Raw genomic sequence first — 15,683 nt, 5'->3', positions numbered from 1 at the left:
TATGGACCACGCAAAGCCTATAGCGATTGCGCCGTTGAATCCGTTAACAGTTGTAAACAACGCTCAGTTGGGGATAACTGGCGGTCGGGCCCCGTTCCGAGAGTGCCCATCATGTTTGAACTCGCAGCCCTCATCACCTATATCGCCGTCGTGATCGGCCTGTTCCTGATCCCCGGCCCGTCGGTGTTGCTGGTGATCACCCGCACCGTGCAGGGCGGCCGCAAGGTCGGGGTCGCCACCGGCCTGGGGGTGGCGTGCGGCGACCTGCTGCATACACTGGGCGCGGCGCTGGGGTTATCGGCGATCCTGATGACCTCGGCCACCGCGTTCAACGCGGTGAAATGGGCCGGCGCGGCTTACCTGATCTACCTGGGCATCCGTGCGTTCACGGCCAAGACCGGCACACAAAAAGGGCTGACGTTGCCTACAGTCACGCCGCGCCAGGCGTTTTTCCAGGCGGTCGGTGCCGAGTTGCTCAACCCGAAAACCGCGATTTTCTTCCTGGCATTCCTGCCGCAATTCGTGCACCCGGAAGCCGGCTCATCGCTGGTGCAGTTCGCGGTGCTGGGTTTGATTTTCTCGGTGCTCAGCGCGGTGTACACCAGCCTGCTCGCCCTCGCCATCCGCCCCTTGAGCCGAGGCATCAAGGGGCTGTCCAAACTGCGGCGCTGGGAAGGAAAAATCATCGGCACGCTGTTTATGGGGCTGGGGCTGAAGGTCGCGTTGCAACAGCGTTAGTCACTTAGCAAACGCATATTCCCCACCCTGCTCCACCGCCTTGCGATAGGCAGGTCGGGCCTGGAATTTTTCTACCCACGCCGCCAGGTGCGGGTAAGCCTGCAACTTGCCCTGGGCCTTGGCGATTTCGCCGATAAAGCTCATCTGGATATCCGCACCGCTCAGCTCGTCGCCCAGCAGGTACGCTTTATCGGCCAGCACGTCGTTCAGGTAACCCAAATAGTTGGCCACTTCCGATTCGATACGCGGATGCAACGGCGCGCCGGCTTCACCCAGGCGGCCAACATAGAGGTTGAGCATCAGCGGCAACATAGCCGAGCCTTCGGCGAAGTGCAGCCACTGCACGTAGGTGTCATAGGCGGCGCTGGTTGGGTCCGGTTGCAGGCGGCCCTGGCCGTGATGGCGGATCAAGTAGTCGATGATCGCGGCGGATTCAATCAGCACCTGGCCGCCGTCTTCGATCACCGGGGATTTGCCCAGCGGGTGGATGGCCTTGAGTTCCGGCGGCGCCAGGTTGGTTTTCGGGTCGCGCTGGTAGCGCTTGATCTCGTAAGGCAGGCCGAGTTCTTCGAGCAGCCACAGGATGCGTTGCGAACGTGAGTTGTTGAGGTGATGGACGATGATCATGGCGTGCTCCGCAGGGCGAGAGGGATGTCTTGGAAACAGACTACGCCAGCGTCCGGGAGTGCCGACAATTAAATTTCAACGCGACAAACACTCGTGGTTACCATGGGGATCGAATCCACAGGAGTTCCGCCATGGACCTGAAGTTCAGTCACGTCGACATACTGGTCGAAAACCTCGAGGAGGCCTGCGCCTATTACGCAAACATCCTCAAGGCACGCATCTCCAAGACCTTTGTGTGGGAACGCGGCGGTTTGCATGTGCGTTATGCCGTGGTGCTGATGGGGCAAGAGCGGTTCATGCTGGTGCAGCCGATTGCCGGGAATCTGCGCGAGCTGTTGGACGCCCACGGCGAAGGCATGATTTACCGTCACTGCTACACCACACCGGACATCGAGGTCGCCTATGACGAGCTGATCGCCGCCGGTGTGCAGCCCGAGAATGAAAACGGCGTGCCCCTGGCCCGCGAGAACCTGCAGTCGCCTTCCGGCGGGCGCATTATCTGGCTACCCAAGCGCTTCGGGAACTTTTCCATGGAGATCCTGGAAGAGAAGACACTCGAGGCGTTTATTGTGGAGGCGTTTGGCTGATCGACGCCCACGCCGCCTGGGCCAACAACGACGCATAGGCATTCGGGCTGTTCTTGACCCGCCCGGACAACCACGCCCGGGCGTAGTTTTCTGCCGCGCCAATGATCAGCGATAGCAAAAGCTCGGCGGGAATGTGGCTGAACGCTTGAGCGCGGCCCTCCTCGCTCATCCACTCGGTCAACTGCCGATTGCGCTGTTTGTTGCGGGTGAGCAGTTCATCCTTGAACGGGCCGTTGGCCACGGCGAAACGGCTCTGGAACACAAAGCGCGCCCAGTCGGGTTGCGCGTCCACCCACTCCACATAGCTGCACACCAACGCTTGCACACCTGCCTGGGCGGTTTGCGCGTGCGTCAGGTAGTGCTCACGCAGGGCGGCCTGGTCCTCCAGCGCGGCAAAAAACAGCGCGGCGACGATGCCTTCCTTGCTGCCGAAATGGTGGTAGATGGCGCCCACGCTGGTGTCGCACCGCGCGCGGATGGTTTCGATGTTCGTGGCTTCAATACCCACTTCGTTAAAGCAGGCCAGGGCCTCGCGCAGGATGCTGCGCTTGAGGTCGCTGCGCCGGCCCGGGAAGGTGCGCTCGATCAGGTCAGGTGCGTGCATGAAGTCGCTCGCCAAATGTGCGGAGTCTAAAGCTACAGCAGCCGCTAGAGAAGGCATGGCTTGACACCTTTAGAATTAACAGAATATTGTTCTGCCACAGAATATTATTCTGTAACCCTATCAGGAGGAAACCCATGAGTCAGTTTCTCAGCATGTTCAACAGCGTAGGTCCAGCCGCCTTCAGCCAGATGGCCTGCCAGGTGGCGCCCTACTTCAGCACAATCAACCCTGAAATCGCCGAACTGCGCCCAGGCCACTCGGTGGTCAACGTGCCGTTTCGCAAGGAAATCACCAACCACCTGGCCTCGGTGCATGCCATTGCGTTGTGCAACGCGGCGGAATTGGCCGGTGGCACGATGACCGATGTGTCGATCCCCCAAGGCGCCAAATGGATTCCCAAGGGCATGACCGTGGAGTACCTGGCAAAGGCCAAGTCGAACATCCGTGCGGTGGCGGATGGCAGTGGCATTGACTGGGCAACGGCTGGCGACAAGATCGTGCCGGTGGATATTTTCGATGAGGGCGGGGTGAAGGTGTTTACGGCGAAGATCACCATGAATGTGAAGATCGCCTGAGGACACGGCCGCAGGAGGAGGACCTGACCCGGTGCTGAAAACAGCGCAGGACAACATGTGGGAGGGGGCTTGCTCCCGAATGCGGTGTGTCAGTCGCTGAATCTGTTGACTGGTACACCGCAATCGGGGGCAAGCCCCCTCCCACATTGGATCTGGTTTGTTTGGAAGACAGCTCAGCCCAGGCGGAACCGCGCAGTGTTGTCACTCAGTGCCTGGCTGCCTTTGCTCAGGGTATCGGCTGCGCGGTTCACTGCCCGCGCACCGTCGAGCAAGCGTCCGGCGGCCTGGTCCACTTGCTGGATGTTGCCGCTCACTTCATCCGCCGTCGCCGCTTGTTCCTCGACGGCGGTGGCGATCTGCGCCAGGGTGTCGGTCACCTGCTGCACCGCCCCGGCGATCTCGCCCAGACGGGTGCCCAGCCCGGTGACGGACTCCGCATCCGCCAGCGCTTGTTCACACGCGGCGCCCATCAGGGTGACCGCCTGGCTGACCGTGGCGCGCAGGCTGTCCACGGTACCGGCGATCTGTGCGGTGGAGGCCTGGGTGCGCTGCGACAAACTGCGCACTTCATCGGCCACCACCGCAAAACCACGGCCCTGCTCGCCGGCGCGCGCGGCTTCGATGGCGGCGTTGAGGGCCAGCAGGTTGGTCTGTTCGGCGATGCCGCGAATGGTGTCGACCACCGACTGAATCTGCTGGCCCTGCTGGCTGACTTGCTCCAGCGCATCGGAGGTATCAGTCAGGCGTTGGTTGAGTTGCTGGATGCTGGCCGTGGTGCGCTGGCTGTCACGGCTGCTGTCTTCGGCAATACGCCGGGTCTGCTGGGCACTGCCCGAGGCGTGCTCGCAGCTTTTGGCGACGCCCAGGGAAGTGGCGGCCAGTTGGGTCGCAGCGGCGGCAATCTGGCTGATTTGGTGTTGCTGGTCTTCGACTTCGGTAAGGGTGCTGCCCGATTGCGAATTGAGGGTGAGCACCGCCGAGCCGAGTTGCTGCGTCTCGTGATTGACCCCCAGCAGGCTGGTGCGCAGTTGCACCACCGCCACGTTCAGCGCGGTGCTGATGGCCGCGAGTTCGTCGCGCCCTTCCACCGCCACCTCCACGCACAGGTTGCCGTCGCGCAGGGACTCGGCCAGGGTGGTGATGCCGCTGGCGCTGCGGCGGATCGAGGCTTGCAGGCACATGAACAGGTACAGTGCGGCCAGGGCCAGCAGGCTGAATAGGGCCGCGACGGGGACAAATTTCTGCAACGAACGGTCACGGTAGTGACCCAGGCGCGCATCCAGCGAGTCGAGGGACTGGTTACGCAGCGCGCCCAGGCTGTCGAGCATGCCGTCGACACTGGTTTCGAAGGCCGCGGTGTCAAGCTTGATGGTGCCGCCGAACACGCCGTCGTCGAGCACTTTGAGTTCGTTGTCCAGGCGTTGCAGGCTGGTGTCGTACTGGGTGGTCCAGGGTTCCAGGCCGGCATATTGCTTGGCCTTGAGCGAGGCCGCCGCCTTGACCAATTGGTCCCGCGCATCGCCGATACGGCCGCGCAGGTCACGCATCTGCAAACGGCTTTGCAAGGTGAATTGCCCCGAGGCGATGGACGACTGGCCAACACTGGCCATGCGCCCGATGCGCTCGATCAGGTCCGGTGTGTACTGAGTGGAAATCTGCATCAACAGGTAGGTTTCCAGCCACGGGTCGAGAATCAGGCCGGCGTCCAGGGTGATCTGTTCGCGCAGGGTTTGCATGGCGGTCAGGGCCGAGGTGAAACGGTCGTAACCGTCCGGCCACCAGCCCACGGTACGCAGGGACTGGGAGTCCATGCCCTTGACCGTGGCCTGCAACGCATCGAAGCGGGCCAGCACGTCGGCGCCGGCATTCCGGGCCTTGAGTGAATCCCCCAGGGCTTGCAGGCTCTGCAGGATCAGTGGGAAATTCGCATCGACCTTGTCCATCGCCGCCTTCGCCGCCGGGGTCGGGGCGTGCAGGATATCGGCGGCTTTCCAGCGTGCGGCCAGGTTGCGCTGCGCCGTCAACTGGCCGTCCAGCCCATCCAGGGCCAGCAGTTGGCGAACGCCGGATTGCTCGCTGGAAATCACGGTCAGTTTGTCGCGATAGTCCGAGCCGATCATCCACAGGCTGCCCGCCAGGGGCAGCATGAACAGGAAGAATAGAATCTGGAACTTGCGCGCAAAGCCGAACCGCCCCAGCAGGCGGATACCCGGTGATAAAAGGCTGTGCATGTGCGACCACTCCCCAAAAACGACCCAGGCGGTGCACCGCCGGGTGAAGCCTTGAAATGACTAACAGCAAAATGCCATGTCATTGATTGGGAAGGCACTAGCAAGATGTGGGCCGTTGGTAGAGAGGCCGGATACAGACGGGTTGGCACCTGATGGTGCACGCAAAGCGCCCTGAAATGGGGCAAAAGCACCCATCACTGAGCGCACATTTGTAACCACGCCACGAATCCAAGCCCCCTCCTACATTTTCACCCGCCGACAGCCTCGCTTACCCTTGCGTCTGTCCGGCCATGTACCGGCTGAAGTTATTGATGTGATCATCCAGATTATCCTCAAGCATCATCCGGTACTGGTCGCAGAAGTACTTCAACATCGCCTCCCGTGCATCGGCCATTTCCGCGCCGGACTTGAAGTTGCGCGCACTGGCCCAGGCGTTGAAACGCGTGGTGCCAAACATCATCGAGGCGCTGACCTGGCCGAGGTTTTCGTGGGCCTTGAGCTGCTCGTTCGACAGCTCGATATGCGCGTCGGCGCGGTCGTAGAAGGTGGGGTCGATGGCGTCTGCCATGGTGGTTTTCCTTGGTCATCAGGTTTGAATGAGGGTCGATCAAGCCAGCAGCGCGGTGATCCACCTGGCCTGCTGGGAAATCTCCTGCCACTTGTCTGGCGGCACCGCCTGCCGCGCCTGCTCGAAGCTGGCCAGGGTCTTGTGCTTTTGCTGCAACAGGCGCTGCCACTTGGCCAGGAACGCCGGGCTGCGCGCCTGCATTTGCAGGGGGCCGAAGTACAGCTGTTCGGCGGTGTAGGCCACCGGTCCGGTGCGCTCGGCGACGATGATCTCGTAATAGAAACGGTTCTCGCGCAGCAGCTCTTCATGGAGGATCGCGTAGCCGTTGTCCATCAGCCACTGGCGCAGCGGTTGTTCGCCACCGTTGGGTTGCAGGATCAGGCGCTCCTGACCGCTCAGGTGCTGTTTGCCGCTTTCAAGAATGTCGCGGATCGTCTCGCCGCCCATGCCGCAGACGCTGATAGCGGTGATGCCGTCATGGGGTTCGATGGCCGCCAGCCCATCGGCCAGGCGCACGGTGACCTGCTGTTCCAGACCGTTGTCGCGCACGGTACGTTGCGCCGCATGGAATGGCGTGGTCGCCACCTCCCCCGCCACTGCCGCCGTGATCAGGCCGCGACGCAGCAACGCCACCGGCAAATAACCGTGATCGGAGCCGATATCGGCCAGCCGCGCACTCGCCGGTACGTTAGCGGCCACGCGCTCCAGGCGCAGGGATAAGGTGTGTTCGTTCAACGGCCCTGCTCCCCGGAAAAACGATCGCGGCTGTTGGTCAGGTGCAGCACCATCGCGGCACGGGCGGCGTCCGGGTCCTGGCGTTTGATCGCGTTGAAGATCGCCTCGTGTTCCAGGTTCGCCAACTGGCCCAGCCTGGCGAAGTCGGCACCGCCGCGCTCATCGCCCTTGACCTGGGTGCGCGGGATCATCGCATTGCCCAGGTGCAGCATGATTTCGGTGAAGAAGGTGTTGCCGGTGGCCTCGGCGATCAGTTGGTGAAAGCGTTTGTCTTCCTCCACGCAGCTGTCGTTACTGGCCAGGGAAGCCTGGTAGTCGTCCAGCGCCTGGCGCATGTGGGCCAATTGGGCATCGGTGCGGCGCACGGCCGCCAGCGCGACGGCTTGTACTTCAAGGCCCAGGCGCAACTCCAGCATGTTGCGCACGCTGGCCACCGTGTCCACATGCAGGCGCAAACCCTGCTGGGCCTGCTGCTCCAACACAAAGGTGCCGATGCCGTGGCGGGTCTCGACCAGACCGGACGCCTGCAACTTGGAGATAGCCTCGCGCACCACCGTTCGGCTCACGCCGTGCTCGTGCACGATGGTGGATTCCGAGGGCAGTTTTTCACCGGGTTTGAGTTGGCCGAGCAGGATGCGCTGGGTCAGCGCGTCGACCACGCCTTGGGCCAGGTTGGTGGAGCGTCTGCGGACAGAGCTTCCATTATCGATGGGCATATTACGCGTCCACAGGGTTGAGCAACCGCAAGCTTAACATCCCCACCTGGCCCTCGCGCCTCCAGGGTGGTTGATGCCCAAAAAACCACCTACTTGTATGACAACCAATTTGCATAGCTCTCTAAAACCAAGAAAACCCAAGGATGTTGCAGAAAAAATAAAACAGCTTGTATGATGTCTGGCAACTCGACACGCAAACCCACATAAAAACAATCAGGGGGAGTCTGGAATGGTGACCACTTCAAGCCATGCATCTGCCACACCCGAAAATGATGCCGTCCTCACGCGCGCCGTGAGCAAGGTGAAGGGCCATGTGCTCCCACTGTTCGTGATCATGTTCATCCTCAACTACATCGACCGGGTCAATATCGGTTTTGTGCGCACGCACATGGAACACGACCTGGGCATCGGCGCAGCGGCGTATGGCTTCGGTGCCGGGTTGTTCTTCATCGGCTATGCCCTCTTCGAAGTGCCCTCCAATATGCTGCTGCAAAAGGTCGGCGCGCGTATCTGGCTGACCCGCATCATGTTCACCTGGGGCATCGTCGCCACGCTGATGGCGTTCATTCAGAACGAAACCCACTTCTACATCCTGCGTTTCTTGCTGGGCGTGGCTGAAGCCGGCTTTTTCCCGGGGGTGATCTACTACTTCACGCGCTGGTTGCCCGGTGTGGAGCGTGGTAAAGCCATTGCGATTTTCCTCAGTGGCTCGGCGGTCGCATCGCTGATTTCCGGTCCGCTTTCCGGCGCGCTGTTGCAGATCGAAGGGTTTGGCTTCCACGGCTGGCAATGGATGTTTGCCATTGAAGGCCTGGCCTCAGTGGCGCTGGGGTTCTTTGTGTGGTTCTGGCTCGACTCCAAACCCCACGACGCCAAATGGATGACCCGCGAGGAACAGGACGCACTGGTCAATGCCATCGACCAGGAACAACGCGACCGCGAAGCCCTCACCCGCGTCAAGCCGACCCTCGGCAAGCTGCTCAAGGACCGCCAGATCCTGCTGTTCTGCGCGTTGTATTTCTGCATCCAGCTGACGATCTATGCCGCCACGTTCTGGCTGCCGAGCATCATCAAGAAGATGGGCGACTTGAGTGATGTTCAGGTCGGTTTCTTCAACTCGATCCCGTGGCTGATCTCGATCATCGCCATGTACGCCTTCGCGTCGTTGTCCGGCAAGTTCAAGTTCCAGCAGGCCTGGGTCGCGGCAGCACTGCTGATTGCGGCGGCGGGGATGTTCATGTCGACCACCGGCGGGCCTATCTTCGCGTTTGTGGCGATCTGCTTTGCGGCCATCGGCTTCAAGTCGGCGTCGTCACTGTTCTGGCCGATCCCCCAGGGCTACCTGGATGTGCGCATTGCCGCTGCGGTGATCGCGCTGATCAACTCCATCGGTAACCTGGGCGGCTTCGTCGCGCCGACCACCTTCGGCTTTCTGGAGCAGACCACCGGTTCGATCCAGGGTGGCCTCTATGGCCTGGCCGGCACCTCGGTGCTCGCCGCGGTCCTGGTGTTTTTTGCCAGGACGGCCCCCTCTGCCGCATTGAAGCCACCGAGCGGCGTGCCCACCGCCGCCCTCGGCAAACCACTTTGAGACCCGTCAGGAACCTGCCATGAATACTCCCGTCGTTACGCACTTCCAGGTCATCCCCGTCGCCGGCCACGACAGCATGTTGCTCAATCTCAGCGGCGCCCATGGGCCATACTTCACGCGCAATATCGTCATCCTCAAGGACAGTTCGGGCAACACCGGCGTCGGCGAAGTGCCCGGCGGCGAGCGCATCCGCGAAACCCTGGAAGACGCCCGCAGCCTGGTGATCGGCCAGCCCATCGGCCAGTACCAGCGCATCCTCAACCAGATGCGCAGCGCCTTTGCTTCACGCGATGCCGCCGGTCGCGGCCTGCAGACCTTTGACCTGCGCATCACCATCCATGCCGTCACCGCCATGGAGGCGGCGCTGCTCGATTTGCTGGGCCAGTTTCTCGAAGTGCCGGTGGCGGCCTTGCTCGGCGAAGGACAGCAGCGCGATGCGGTAAAAATGCTCGGCTACCTGTTCTATGTCGGCGACCGCAACGCCACCACGCTCGCCTACCGCAACGAAGCCGACAGCGACGACGACTGGTTCCGCCTGCGCCACGAAACAGCCCTGACCAGCGACGCCGTGGTACGCCTGGCCGAAGCCGCCCAGGCCAAATACGGCTTCAACGACTTCAAGCTCAAAGGCGGCGTATTGAGCGGCGATGCCGAAATCGAAGCGGTCACCGCCCTGGCCGAACGCTTCCCGGATGCACGCATCACCCTCGACCCGAACGGCGCCTGGTCACTGAAGGAAGCCATCCGCCTGTGCCGCGACCAGCACCACGTACTCGCCTATGCCGAAGACCCCTGTGGTGCAGAAAACGGTTACTCAGGTCGTGAGGTCATGGCCGAATTCCGCCGTGCCACCGGCCTTAAGACCGCCACCAATATGATCGCCACCGACTGGCGCGAGATGGGCCACGCGATCCAGCTGCAATCGGTCGACATCCCCCTCGCCGACCCGCACTTCTGGACCCTGCAGGGCTCGGTGCGTGTTGCACAGATGTGCCATGAGTGGGGCCTCACCTGGGGCTCGCACTCCAATAACCACTTCGATATTTCCTTGGCGATGTTCACCCAGGTGGCCGCCGCAGCACCGGGCGACATCACCGCCATCGACACCCACTGGATCTGGCAGGACGGCCAGCGCCTGACCAAAGCGCCGCTGAAAATCGAAGGTGGTTACGTGAAGGTCCCAAGCAAACCAGGCCTGGGTGTGGAGATCGACCTGGACGCCGTGGCCCAGGCCCACGAAGCCTACAAAGGCATGGGCCTCGGCGCGCGGGATGATAGCGTGGCGATGCAATTCTTGATTCCGGGGTGGCGCTTCAACAACAAGCAACCCTGCCTGGTGCGATAACCCCTTCCTGCAGGAGCGAGCTTGCTCGCGAAGATCGCCAAGGATAAAGCGTCCTCTCCGGATAAACGCAATGCCTAGGTTTTCTTCGCGAGCACGCTCGCCCCTGCAATTGGCTGTACCGTCAGCTCGACGCCCAAGGCCAGCATCAGCTTCTGGATCGTCTCGTAGCGGGTCTTCGAGCCGCCTTTCAACGTTTTATAAAGACTCTCCCGGTTCACCCCAGCCGCCTCGGCCACTTTGTTCACACCTTATGAGCGCTTGTTTCCCCGATGTTTAAAGCACCCGATCAAACAACGGCGCCACGTCATACCGCTGCTTCAACATCTGTGCATCCACCAAAAAGTCCGCCGTGGCCTGGGCCTCGCTGATAATCGTCGGCGAGATCGGCAGCACCTTGATTGCATCGCGCTTGAACCACACCTTGGCGATTTCCGGCGCCGACTGGTTGGCCTTCGCCCAGGCTTCGGCGTATTCATCGACGTGGGTGTTGCTCCAGGCTCGGGCGCGAGTCAGGCGGGCAATGAAGTCTTTGATGATCGCGCTTTTCTGCGCCAGGGCCGGCTCATACGCCACGATGTAGGTAGGCGCACTCATCAGGCCCTTGGCGTTGCGGATCAGGGTGCTGCCTTCTTTTTCCTGCAACGACACGTAGGGTTCCCAGGTGCCGAAGGCGTCGATGTCGCCCTGGGTCAACGCCAGGCTGGCCTCGGCCGGCAGCAGGTATTTGAAGTTGACGCTGCTGCGTGGCACACCCGCTTCATCCAGCGCCTTGTACGCCAGTTGCTGGCTCCACGAGCCGTTCCAGATGGCGACGGTCTTGCCTTTGAGGTCGGCCACCGAGTGAATGCCCTTGCGCGCCACAATGCCCACGCCATCAAGGCTGGTCTGGGTGCTGGCGACGACTTTTACCGGTGCGCCGTTGGCGGCCAGGCTGATCACCGGGGTGTCGCCGACGATGCCCACATCCAGCGCGCCGCTGGCCACGGCCGAGGCTACCGGGGAACCGGTGTTGAAGCGCTTGAAGTCGATTTTGTACGGCAGGTCCTCCAGCTCCCCCGACAGCTCCAGCACGATGCGGTTGGAAAAGAACTGGTCACCCACGACGAGGGTCAACGGCTCGGCGGCGCTGGCCGACGGACCATAGAGCGCAAGAGAGGCCACGCCCAGCAAGGACAGCAGTGTTCGACGGTTGATCATGAAAAATCCCACAGGGTTAGAGGGTTGGTTTAACCATCTGTGGGCATGCAGTCTGGTCGCTTCAGGTAGAAGCTAACGCAATAAAAGCGCGGGGTTTAATACTGTTGGGCACTATCGATAGAACCGTCCCACAGGTCGCTAGTTGCTTTTCGTATTAAAACCTTCGCTGCCGCTGGGTTAGGGTGACGTCACCAGACCACTGGACCCCAGCACCTGAACCACTTTCAGCAAGGTCCATTGCATGTCGATTCCCGCTTTGAATATCTGGGGCGCTCCGCCCACTGCCCGCTACGAGCAACTGGCCGCGCCGTTTCGCCCACTGTTTGCGCACATTCTCGCGCAGGCCGCCGAGGCGGATCAGACACGCGCCAGCCTCGCCACGGTGATCCAGCAACTGAACGCCCTGGGTTTGCCGCGCTGGCGCCTGCCGGCCAGTTATGGCGGCCAGGATGCGACCCTGGTCGAGCTGCTCACGCTGCTTGCGGAACTGTCCGCCGCCGACTCCAACATCACCCAGGCCCTGCGCGGCCACTTTGGTTTTTGCGAAGACGTGCTCAGCGCCAAGGACCTTGACTGGCGCGCCAAGTGGCTGGACCGCCTCGGCCAAGGCGCCCTACTCTCCCCCGGCAGCACCGAAGTCGGCAACGGAGCCCGTGGCGATTTCGACACCCGCCTGCACCGCGATGCCGCCGGCGCATTGCGCATCAGCGGTAAGAAGTTCTACACCACCGGCGCGCTCTACAGCGACCTGATCAATACCATCGCGACGGGTGAAAACGGCACCGTGTATACGGTTGTCATCGACCTGAAAGCCCCCGGCGTGAAGATCGTCGACGACTGGAACGGCTTCGGCCAGCGCCTCACCGCCAGCGGCACCTGCATCTTCGATAACGCACCGGTGATGGACAACGACGCGCGCCCCACCCAACAGCGCTTCGGCCATGGACAGTCGTTCTTCCAGCTCTACCACCTCAGCACCCTCGCCGGAATCGCCCGACGCGCCGCCCTCAGCGGTGCCGAAGAACTCAGCCAGCGCGCCCGCACCTTCACCACCGGCAATGCCGACACCGCAGGCCAGGACGTGCAACTGCTACAGGTGATTGGCGAAGTCGCGAGCCAAGCCTACGCTGCTCAAGCGATTGCCCAGCAAGCGGCGCAACGCCTGGAGTACACCGCGCAGTCTGTGATTGCCCATGACCAGCCACTGCATGACGATGATCCGCAGGTTGCATTGGCCGAGCTGGAAGTGTGCCTGGCGGTGAACCCGGTGGTGGATGCGACGCTGGCCGCGACCACCGCCTTGTTCGACGCCCTGGGCGCCAGTGCCACCGCCAGCAGCAAGGCGCTGGACCGGCTGTGGCGCAACGCGCGCACCCTGGCGAACCATAACCCGCGGGTGTACAAGTCGCGGATCGTAGGCAATTACCTGGTCAATGGAGTCCTGCCGCCTGCGCAGTGGCGGGTGGGTGTGGCAAAGCACTGACAGTTAGAGGGCACAACAAAGATCAAAGGTGGGAGGGGGCTTGCCCCCGATTGCGGACATCAGTCACTGCATTGTTAGTTGACCCATCGCCATCGGGGGCAAGCCCCCTCCCACAGGTAACCTACACGCTCACAAACTTCAGCACCCGCGCCAACATCCGGTCGCAGGCCTGCAACTGCGCCAGGCTGATGAACTCGTCCGGTTTGTGGCCCTGCTCCATGCTGCCAGGCCCACACACCACCGTAGGAATACCGGCCTGGTCGAACAGACCACCCTCTGTCCCAAAGGCCACCGTGCCAAAATCCTGCGAGCCACAGAACTGCGCCACCCATTCGGCGGCCTGGCTTTCAGGCGCTGTGGCCAGCCCGGGATAGCTCGACAACTCACTGATGCTGATCGCCGATTGCGCACTCACCGCGCGCATCGCCGGCAACAGTGAGTACTCGGCGTAGTCGCGCAGTTGCTGCACCACCTGCCAGGGATCCTGGGCCGGCAGCGAGCGCACTTCAAAGTCGAAACTGCAGTCCTGCGGCACGATATTGAGCGCCTTGCCGCCACTGATCAAACCAGTCTGCACCGTAGAAAACGCCGGGTCGAAACGCGCATCCAGATGCTCTGGCGCCTTGAGCGTTTCGCCGAGCCGCACCCATTCGCTGACCAGGCGCGCCGCGTATTCAATGGCGTTCACGCCCGCCGGCGCGTACGCCGAATGGCACGCCGCGCCATGCACCTGGCAGCGCATCGCCAGCTTGCCTTTGTGGCCCAGCACCGGCTTGAGTTCGGTGGGTTCGCCAATCACACACAGCAGCGGCTTGACCGGCTGCCCGTGGAACCGCTCGATCAGCGAGCGCACGCCCAGGCAACCGACTTCCTCATCGTAGGACAGCGCGATATGCACCGGCATGCGCAACGGCGCCTGCACCAACGCCGGCACGCACGCCAGCACACAAGCGATGTAGCCCTTCATGTCCGCCGTGCCACGGCCGTACAACTTGCCGTCCTGTTCGGTCAGCTCGAACGGCGCCACGCGCCAGCGCTGCCCGTCCACCGGCACCACATCGGTATGCCCGGACAACACGATGCCGGGCACCTGCGCCGGACCAATCGTCGCAAGCAGGTTGGCCTTGCTCTTGTGCGCGTTGTACACCAGCTCACAGGCCACGCCGTGGTCTTGCAAATAGGTGCGCACGAAGTCGATCAAGGCCAGGTTGGATTCGCGGCTGGTGGTGTCGAAACGCACCAGTTGCGCCAGCAGGTCGCGGCTGTTCATCGGTCATCTCCCGGCACCGCATAACCCGGTGCGATCTGCGGGTTGAGGGCGCGGTCGATGTAATCCTGCAGTTGCCCGCGATAGGCTTGCCAGAGTTGGTCGAGGGCGCTGATCGGGTCCGCATCGGCCCAATCCACACGCAGATTGACCACTGGCCACAGCAGGTCATCGACAATCACCAGCGCCGCCGAATGCACCGGCCCCGCTTCACCACCACCTGCCACACCGGCGTGCATCGCGGCCAGCAGGCGGTCGGCCAGGTGCCCCGGGGCCGCTTCGAACGCCGCCACCATGGCCTCGATTACGCCGGGGTTGGCCAACATGTTCCCTGCCGCCACGCATTGCTCGCCGTTCACTGCGTGGTGAATACCCAGGGTCTGCGCACCGCTGAAATGCGCGGTGCGGCCCTGGTGATCAATCACGCTGACCTGGCGATACTCGCTGTGATCCTGACAGGCCAACGTCGCCAGTGCTTCACTCGGTGTCAGGCCCTGCTCCAGTAAATCCAGCACCTGAGGCCCCAGGCTCGGCAAGGTAATGTTCTGCGATGCCACCGCTCCCACGCCGGGACGCAGCCACGGGCAACGCGCGCCCACGGCAATGCTCGATGAGCTGATCGCAATGCCCAACTGGCCCGTCTCGGCGCAGCGGGCGACAACGGAAAACGTCATGGAGGTGTCCTCAATCGAGCACGGAAGGGTCAGCGTCGATCATCAACTGCTTCATTTCTTCGAAATGCTGGCGCGAAAAGTCCGCGATGCCTTCCCAGCCCCGCGCGGTTTTTTCTGCCACTTCATCGGACAGCACCCGCAACGGCTGTCCGGTGGACCAGGCCGTGACGAGGATCTGGCAGGAACGTTCCAGGGTCCAGATGTCGTCGAACGCTTCACCGATGGAACCGGCCGTGACCATTACGCCGTGGTTGCCCATCAACAAGCGCGTCTTGCCGTCGAGCAACCCGGCCAGCCGTGCGCCTTCGGCCTCGGTGTCGGCCATGCCGCCGTACAACTCGTCCACGGCTACGCGGTTGAAGTAACGCGCGGTGTTCTGGTCGATCGGCGGGATGTGCGGCCTGGCCAGGCACGCCACCGCGGTGGTGTACACCGGGTGCAGGTGCAGCACCGCACGGGTCTGTGGCAACAGCCGGTGGATCTGCCCGTGGATCGACCAGGCCGTGGCGTCCACGTGGGGGTGATCGGCACAGGCCGTGTCGTGCGCATTCAACAGCAACAGATCGCTCGCGCGGATACGCGAAAAGTGCTTCCACTTCGGGTTGAGCAGAAACTGTTTGCCATCGGCCGAAACGGCGGCACTGAAGTGGTTGGCCACCGCTTCATGCATGCCCAGGTGGGCGATGATGCGAAAGGTCGCCGCCAGGTCGATGCGCGTCTGTTCTTCGTGGGATAACGCCATGGA

The 15,683-nt window shown here is 62.3% G+C and carries 16 protein-coding genes and 1 pseudogene; 6 read left to right on the top strand and 11 right to left on the bottom strand.

The features are described from left to right. Positions 1-111 precede the first annotated feature (111 nt). Positions 112-738, top strand: coding sequence for a LysE family translocator (locus tag BM017_RS28220; protein WP_092250704.1), 627 nt, complete (start codon positions 112-114; stop codon positions 736-738). Here BM017_RS28220 and BM017_RS28215 read toward each other — a convergent pair whose 3' ends face one another. Next, positions 739-1,365: a glutathione S-transferase family protein gene (locus tag BM017_RS28215; RefSeq protein ID WP_092250701.1), complete on the bottom strand. Its 627-nt coding sequence runs from the start codon at positions 1,363-1,365 to the stop codon at positions 739-741. 131 nt (positions 1,366-1,496) lie between these two features. Here BM017_RS28215 and BM017_RS28210 point away from each other — a divergent pair, with 131 nt between their 5' ends. Then, positions 1,497-1,952 carry a VOC family protein gene (locus tag BM017_RS28210; protein ID WP_092250698.1) on the top strand — a complete coding sequence of 152 codons (456 nt, stop codon included), beginning with the start codon at positions 1,497-1,499 and terminating at the stop codon, positions 1,950-1,952. Here BM017_RS28210 and BM017_RS28205 read toward each other — a convergent pair. Then, complete coding sequence (locus BM017_RS28205; protein WP_092250695.1) at positions 1,930-2,556, bottom strand: TetR/AcrR family transcriptional regulator; 627 nt, start codon at positions 2,554-2,556, stop codon at positions 1,930-1,932. The two genes, BM017_RS28210 and BM017_RS28205, sit on opposite strands and share 23 nt — an antisense overlap. Before the next feature lie 134 nt (positions 2,557-2,690). On the opposite strand from BM017_RS28205, the gene BM017_RS28200 reads away from it, so the two are divergent. Beyond that, positions 2,691-3,131, top strand: a complete 441-nt coding sequence (locus tag BM017_RS28200) for a hotdog fold domain-containing protein (protein WP_092250692.1) — start codon at positions 2,691-2,693, stop codon at positions 3,129-3,131. Between the two features lie 173 nt (positions 3,132-3,304). Here BM017_RS28200 and BM017_RS29785 read toward each other — a convergent pair whose 3' ends face one another. The 4 genes from BM017_RS29785 to BM017_RS28180 form a co-directional block, all read right to left on the bottom strand. Beyond that, positions 3,305-4,312 carry a methyl-accepting chemotaxis protein gene (locus tag BM017_RS29785; protein WP_371914608.1) on the bottom strand — a complete coding sequence of 336 codons (1,008 nt, stop codon included), beginning with the start codon at positions 4,310-4,312 and terminating at the stop codon, positions 3,305-3,307. 1,318 nt (positions 4,313-5,630) lie between these two features. After that, positions 5,631-5,930, bottom strand: coding sequence for a DUF3144 domain-containing protein (locus BM017_RS28190; protein ID WP_092250686.1), 300 nt, complete (start codon positions 5,928-5,930; stop codon positions 5,631-5,633). 39 nt (positions 5,931-5,969) lie between these two features. Continuing rightward, positions 5,970-6,665, bottom strand: a complete 696-nt coding sequence (locus BM017_RS28185) for a tRNA (adenine(22)-N(1))-methyltransferase (RefSeq protein WP_092250683.1) — start codon at positions 6,663-6,665, stop codon at positions 5,970-5,972. Further along, positions 6,662-7,381: a FadR/GntR family transcriptional regulator gene (locus tag BM017_RS28180; protein WP_071490160.1), complete on the bottom strand. Its 720-nt coding sequence runs from the start codon at positions 7,379-7,381 to the stop codon at positions 6,662-6,664. Before BM017_RS28180 ends, BM017_RS28185 begins: the two co-directional genes overlap by 4 nt. A 232-nt stretch (positions 7,382-7,613) precedes the next feature. Here BM017_RS28180 and BM017_RS28175 point away from each other — a divergent pair, with 232 nt between their 5' ends. After that, positions 7,614-8,972 carry an MFS transporter gene (locus BM017_RS28175; protein ID WP_092250746.1) on the top strand — a complete coding sequence of 453 codons (1,359 nt, stop codon included), beginning with the start codon at positions 7,614-7,616 and terminating at the stop codon, positions 8,970-8,972. 19 nt (positions 8,973-8,991) lie between these two features. Continuing rightward, a complete protein-coding gene (gene gudD / locus BM017_RS28170; protein WP_092250680.1) occupies positions 8,992-10,317 on the top strand; it encodes a glucarate dehydratase in 1,326 nt (441 codons plus the stop codon). Between the two features lie 74 nt (positions 10,318-10,391). On the opposite strand, the pseudogene BM017_RS28165 reads toward gudD, so the two are convergent. Together BM017_RS28165 and BM017_RS28160 are read right to left on the bottom strand one after the other, a co-directional pair. After that, a pseudogene (locus tag BM017_RS28165) lies at positions 10,392-10,565 on the bottom strand (DNA-binding protein); the annotation flags it as partial. 25 nt (positions 10,566-10,590) lie between these two features. Beyond that, positions 10,591-11,514: an ABC transporter substrate-binding protein gene (locus BM017_RS28160; RefSeq protein WP_092250677.1), complete on the bottom strand. Its 924-nt coding sequence runs from the start codon at positions 11,512-11,514 to the stop codon at positions 10,591-10,593. A 241-nt stretch (positions 11,515-11,755) separates the two neighbouring features. Between BM017_RS28160 and BM017_RS28155 the strand changes: the two genes are divergently transcribed. Continuing rightward, positions 11,756-12,997 (top strand): acyl-CoA dehydrogenase family protein, encoded by a 1,242-nt coding sequence (locus BM017_RS28155; protein WP_092250673.1) that lies wholly within the window; start codon positions 11,756-11,758, stop codon positions 12,995-12,997. A 121-nt stretch (positions 12,998-13,118) separates the two neighbouring features. Here the strand turns inward: BM017_RS28155 and argE are convergent, their stop codons facing one another. Genes argE through BM017_RS28140 form a run of 3 tightly spaced genes read right to left on the bottom strand, consistent with a single transcriptional unit; the run spans position 13,119 to position 15,680 of the window. Further along, positions 13,119-14,267, bottom strand: coding sequence for an acetylornithine deacetylase (gene argE, locus BM017_RS28150; RefSeq protein ID WP_071490165.1), 1,149 nt, complete (start codon positions 14,265-14,267; stop codon positions 13,119-13,121). Next, positions 14,264-14,938: a DUF1028 domain-containing protein gene (locus tag BM017_RS28145; protein ID WP_092250670.1), complete on the bottom strand. Its 675-nt coding sequence runs from the start codon at positions 14,936-14,938 to the stop codon at positions 14,264-14,266. The genes argE and BM017_RS28145 overlap by 4 nt, the downstream gene beginning before the upstream one ends. Before the next feature lie 10 nt (positions 14,939-14,948). Further along, a complete protein-coding gene (locus tag BM017_RS28140; RefSeq protein WP_092250667.1) occupies positions 14,949-15,680 on the bottom strand; it encodes a class II aldolase and adducin N-terminal domain-containing protein in 732 nt (243 codons plus the stop codon). Positions 15,681-15,683 lie beyond the last annotated feature (3 nt).

It is taken from the genome of Pseudomonas sp. NFPP04 (assembly GCF_900113815.1).
In the GTDB taxonomy this organism is placed as follows: Bacteria; Pseudomonadota; Gammaproteobacteria; order Pseudomonadales; family Pseudomonadaceae; genus Aquipseudomonas; species Aquipseudomonas extremorientalis.
The sequence above is the reverse complement of the archived record's forward strand: the minus strand, read 5'-3'. Positions and strand labels throughout refer to the sequence as shown.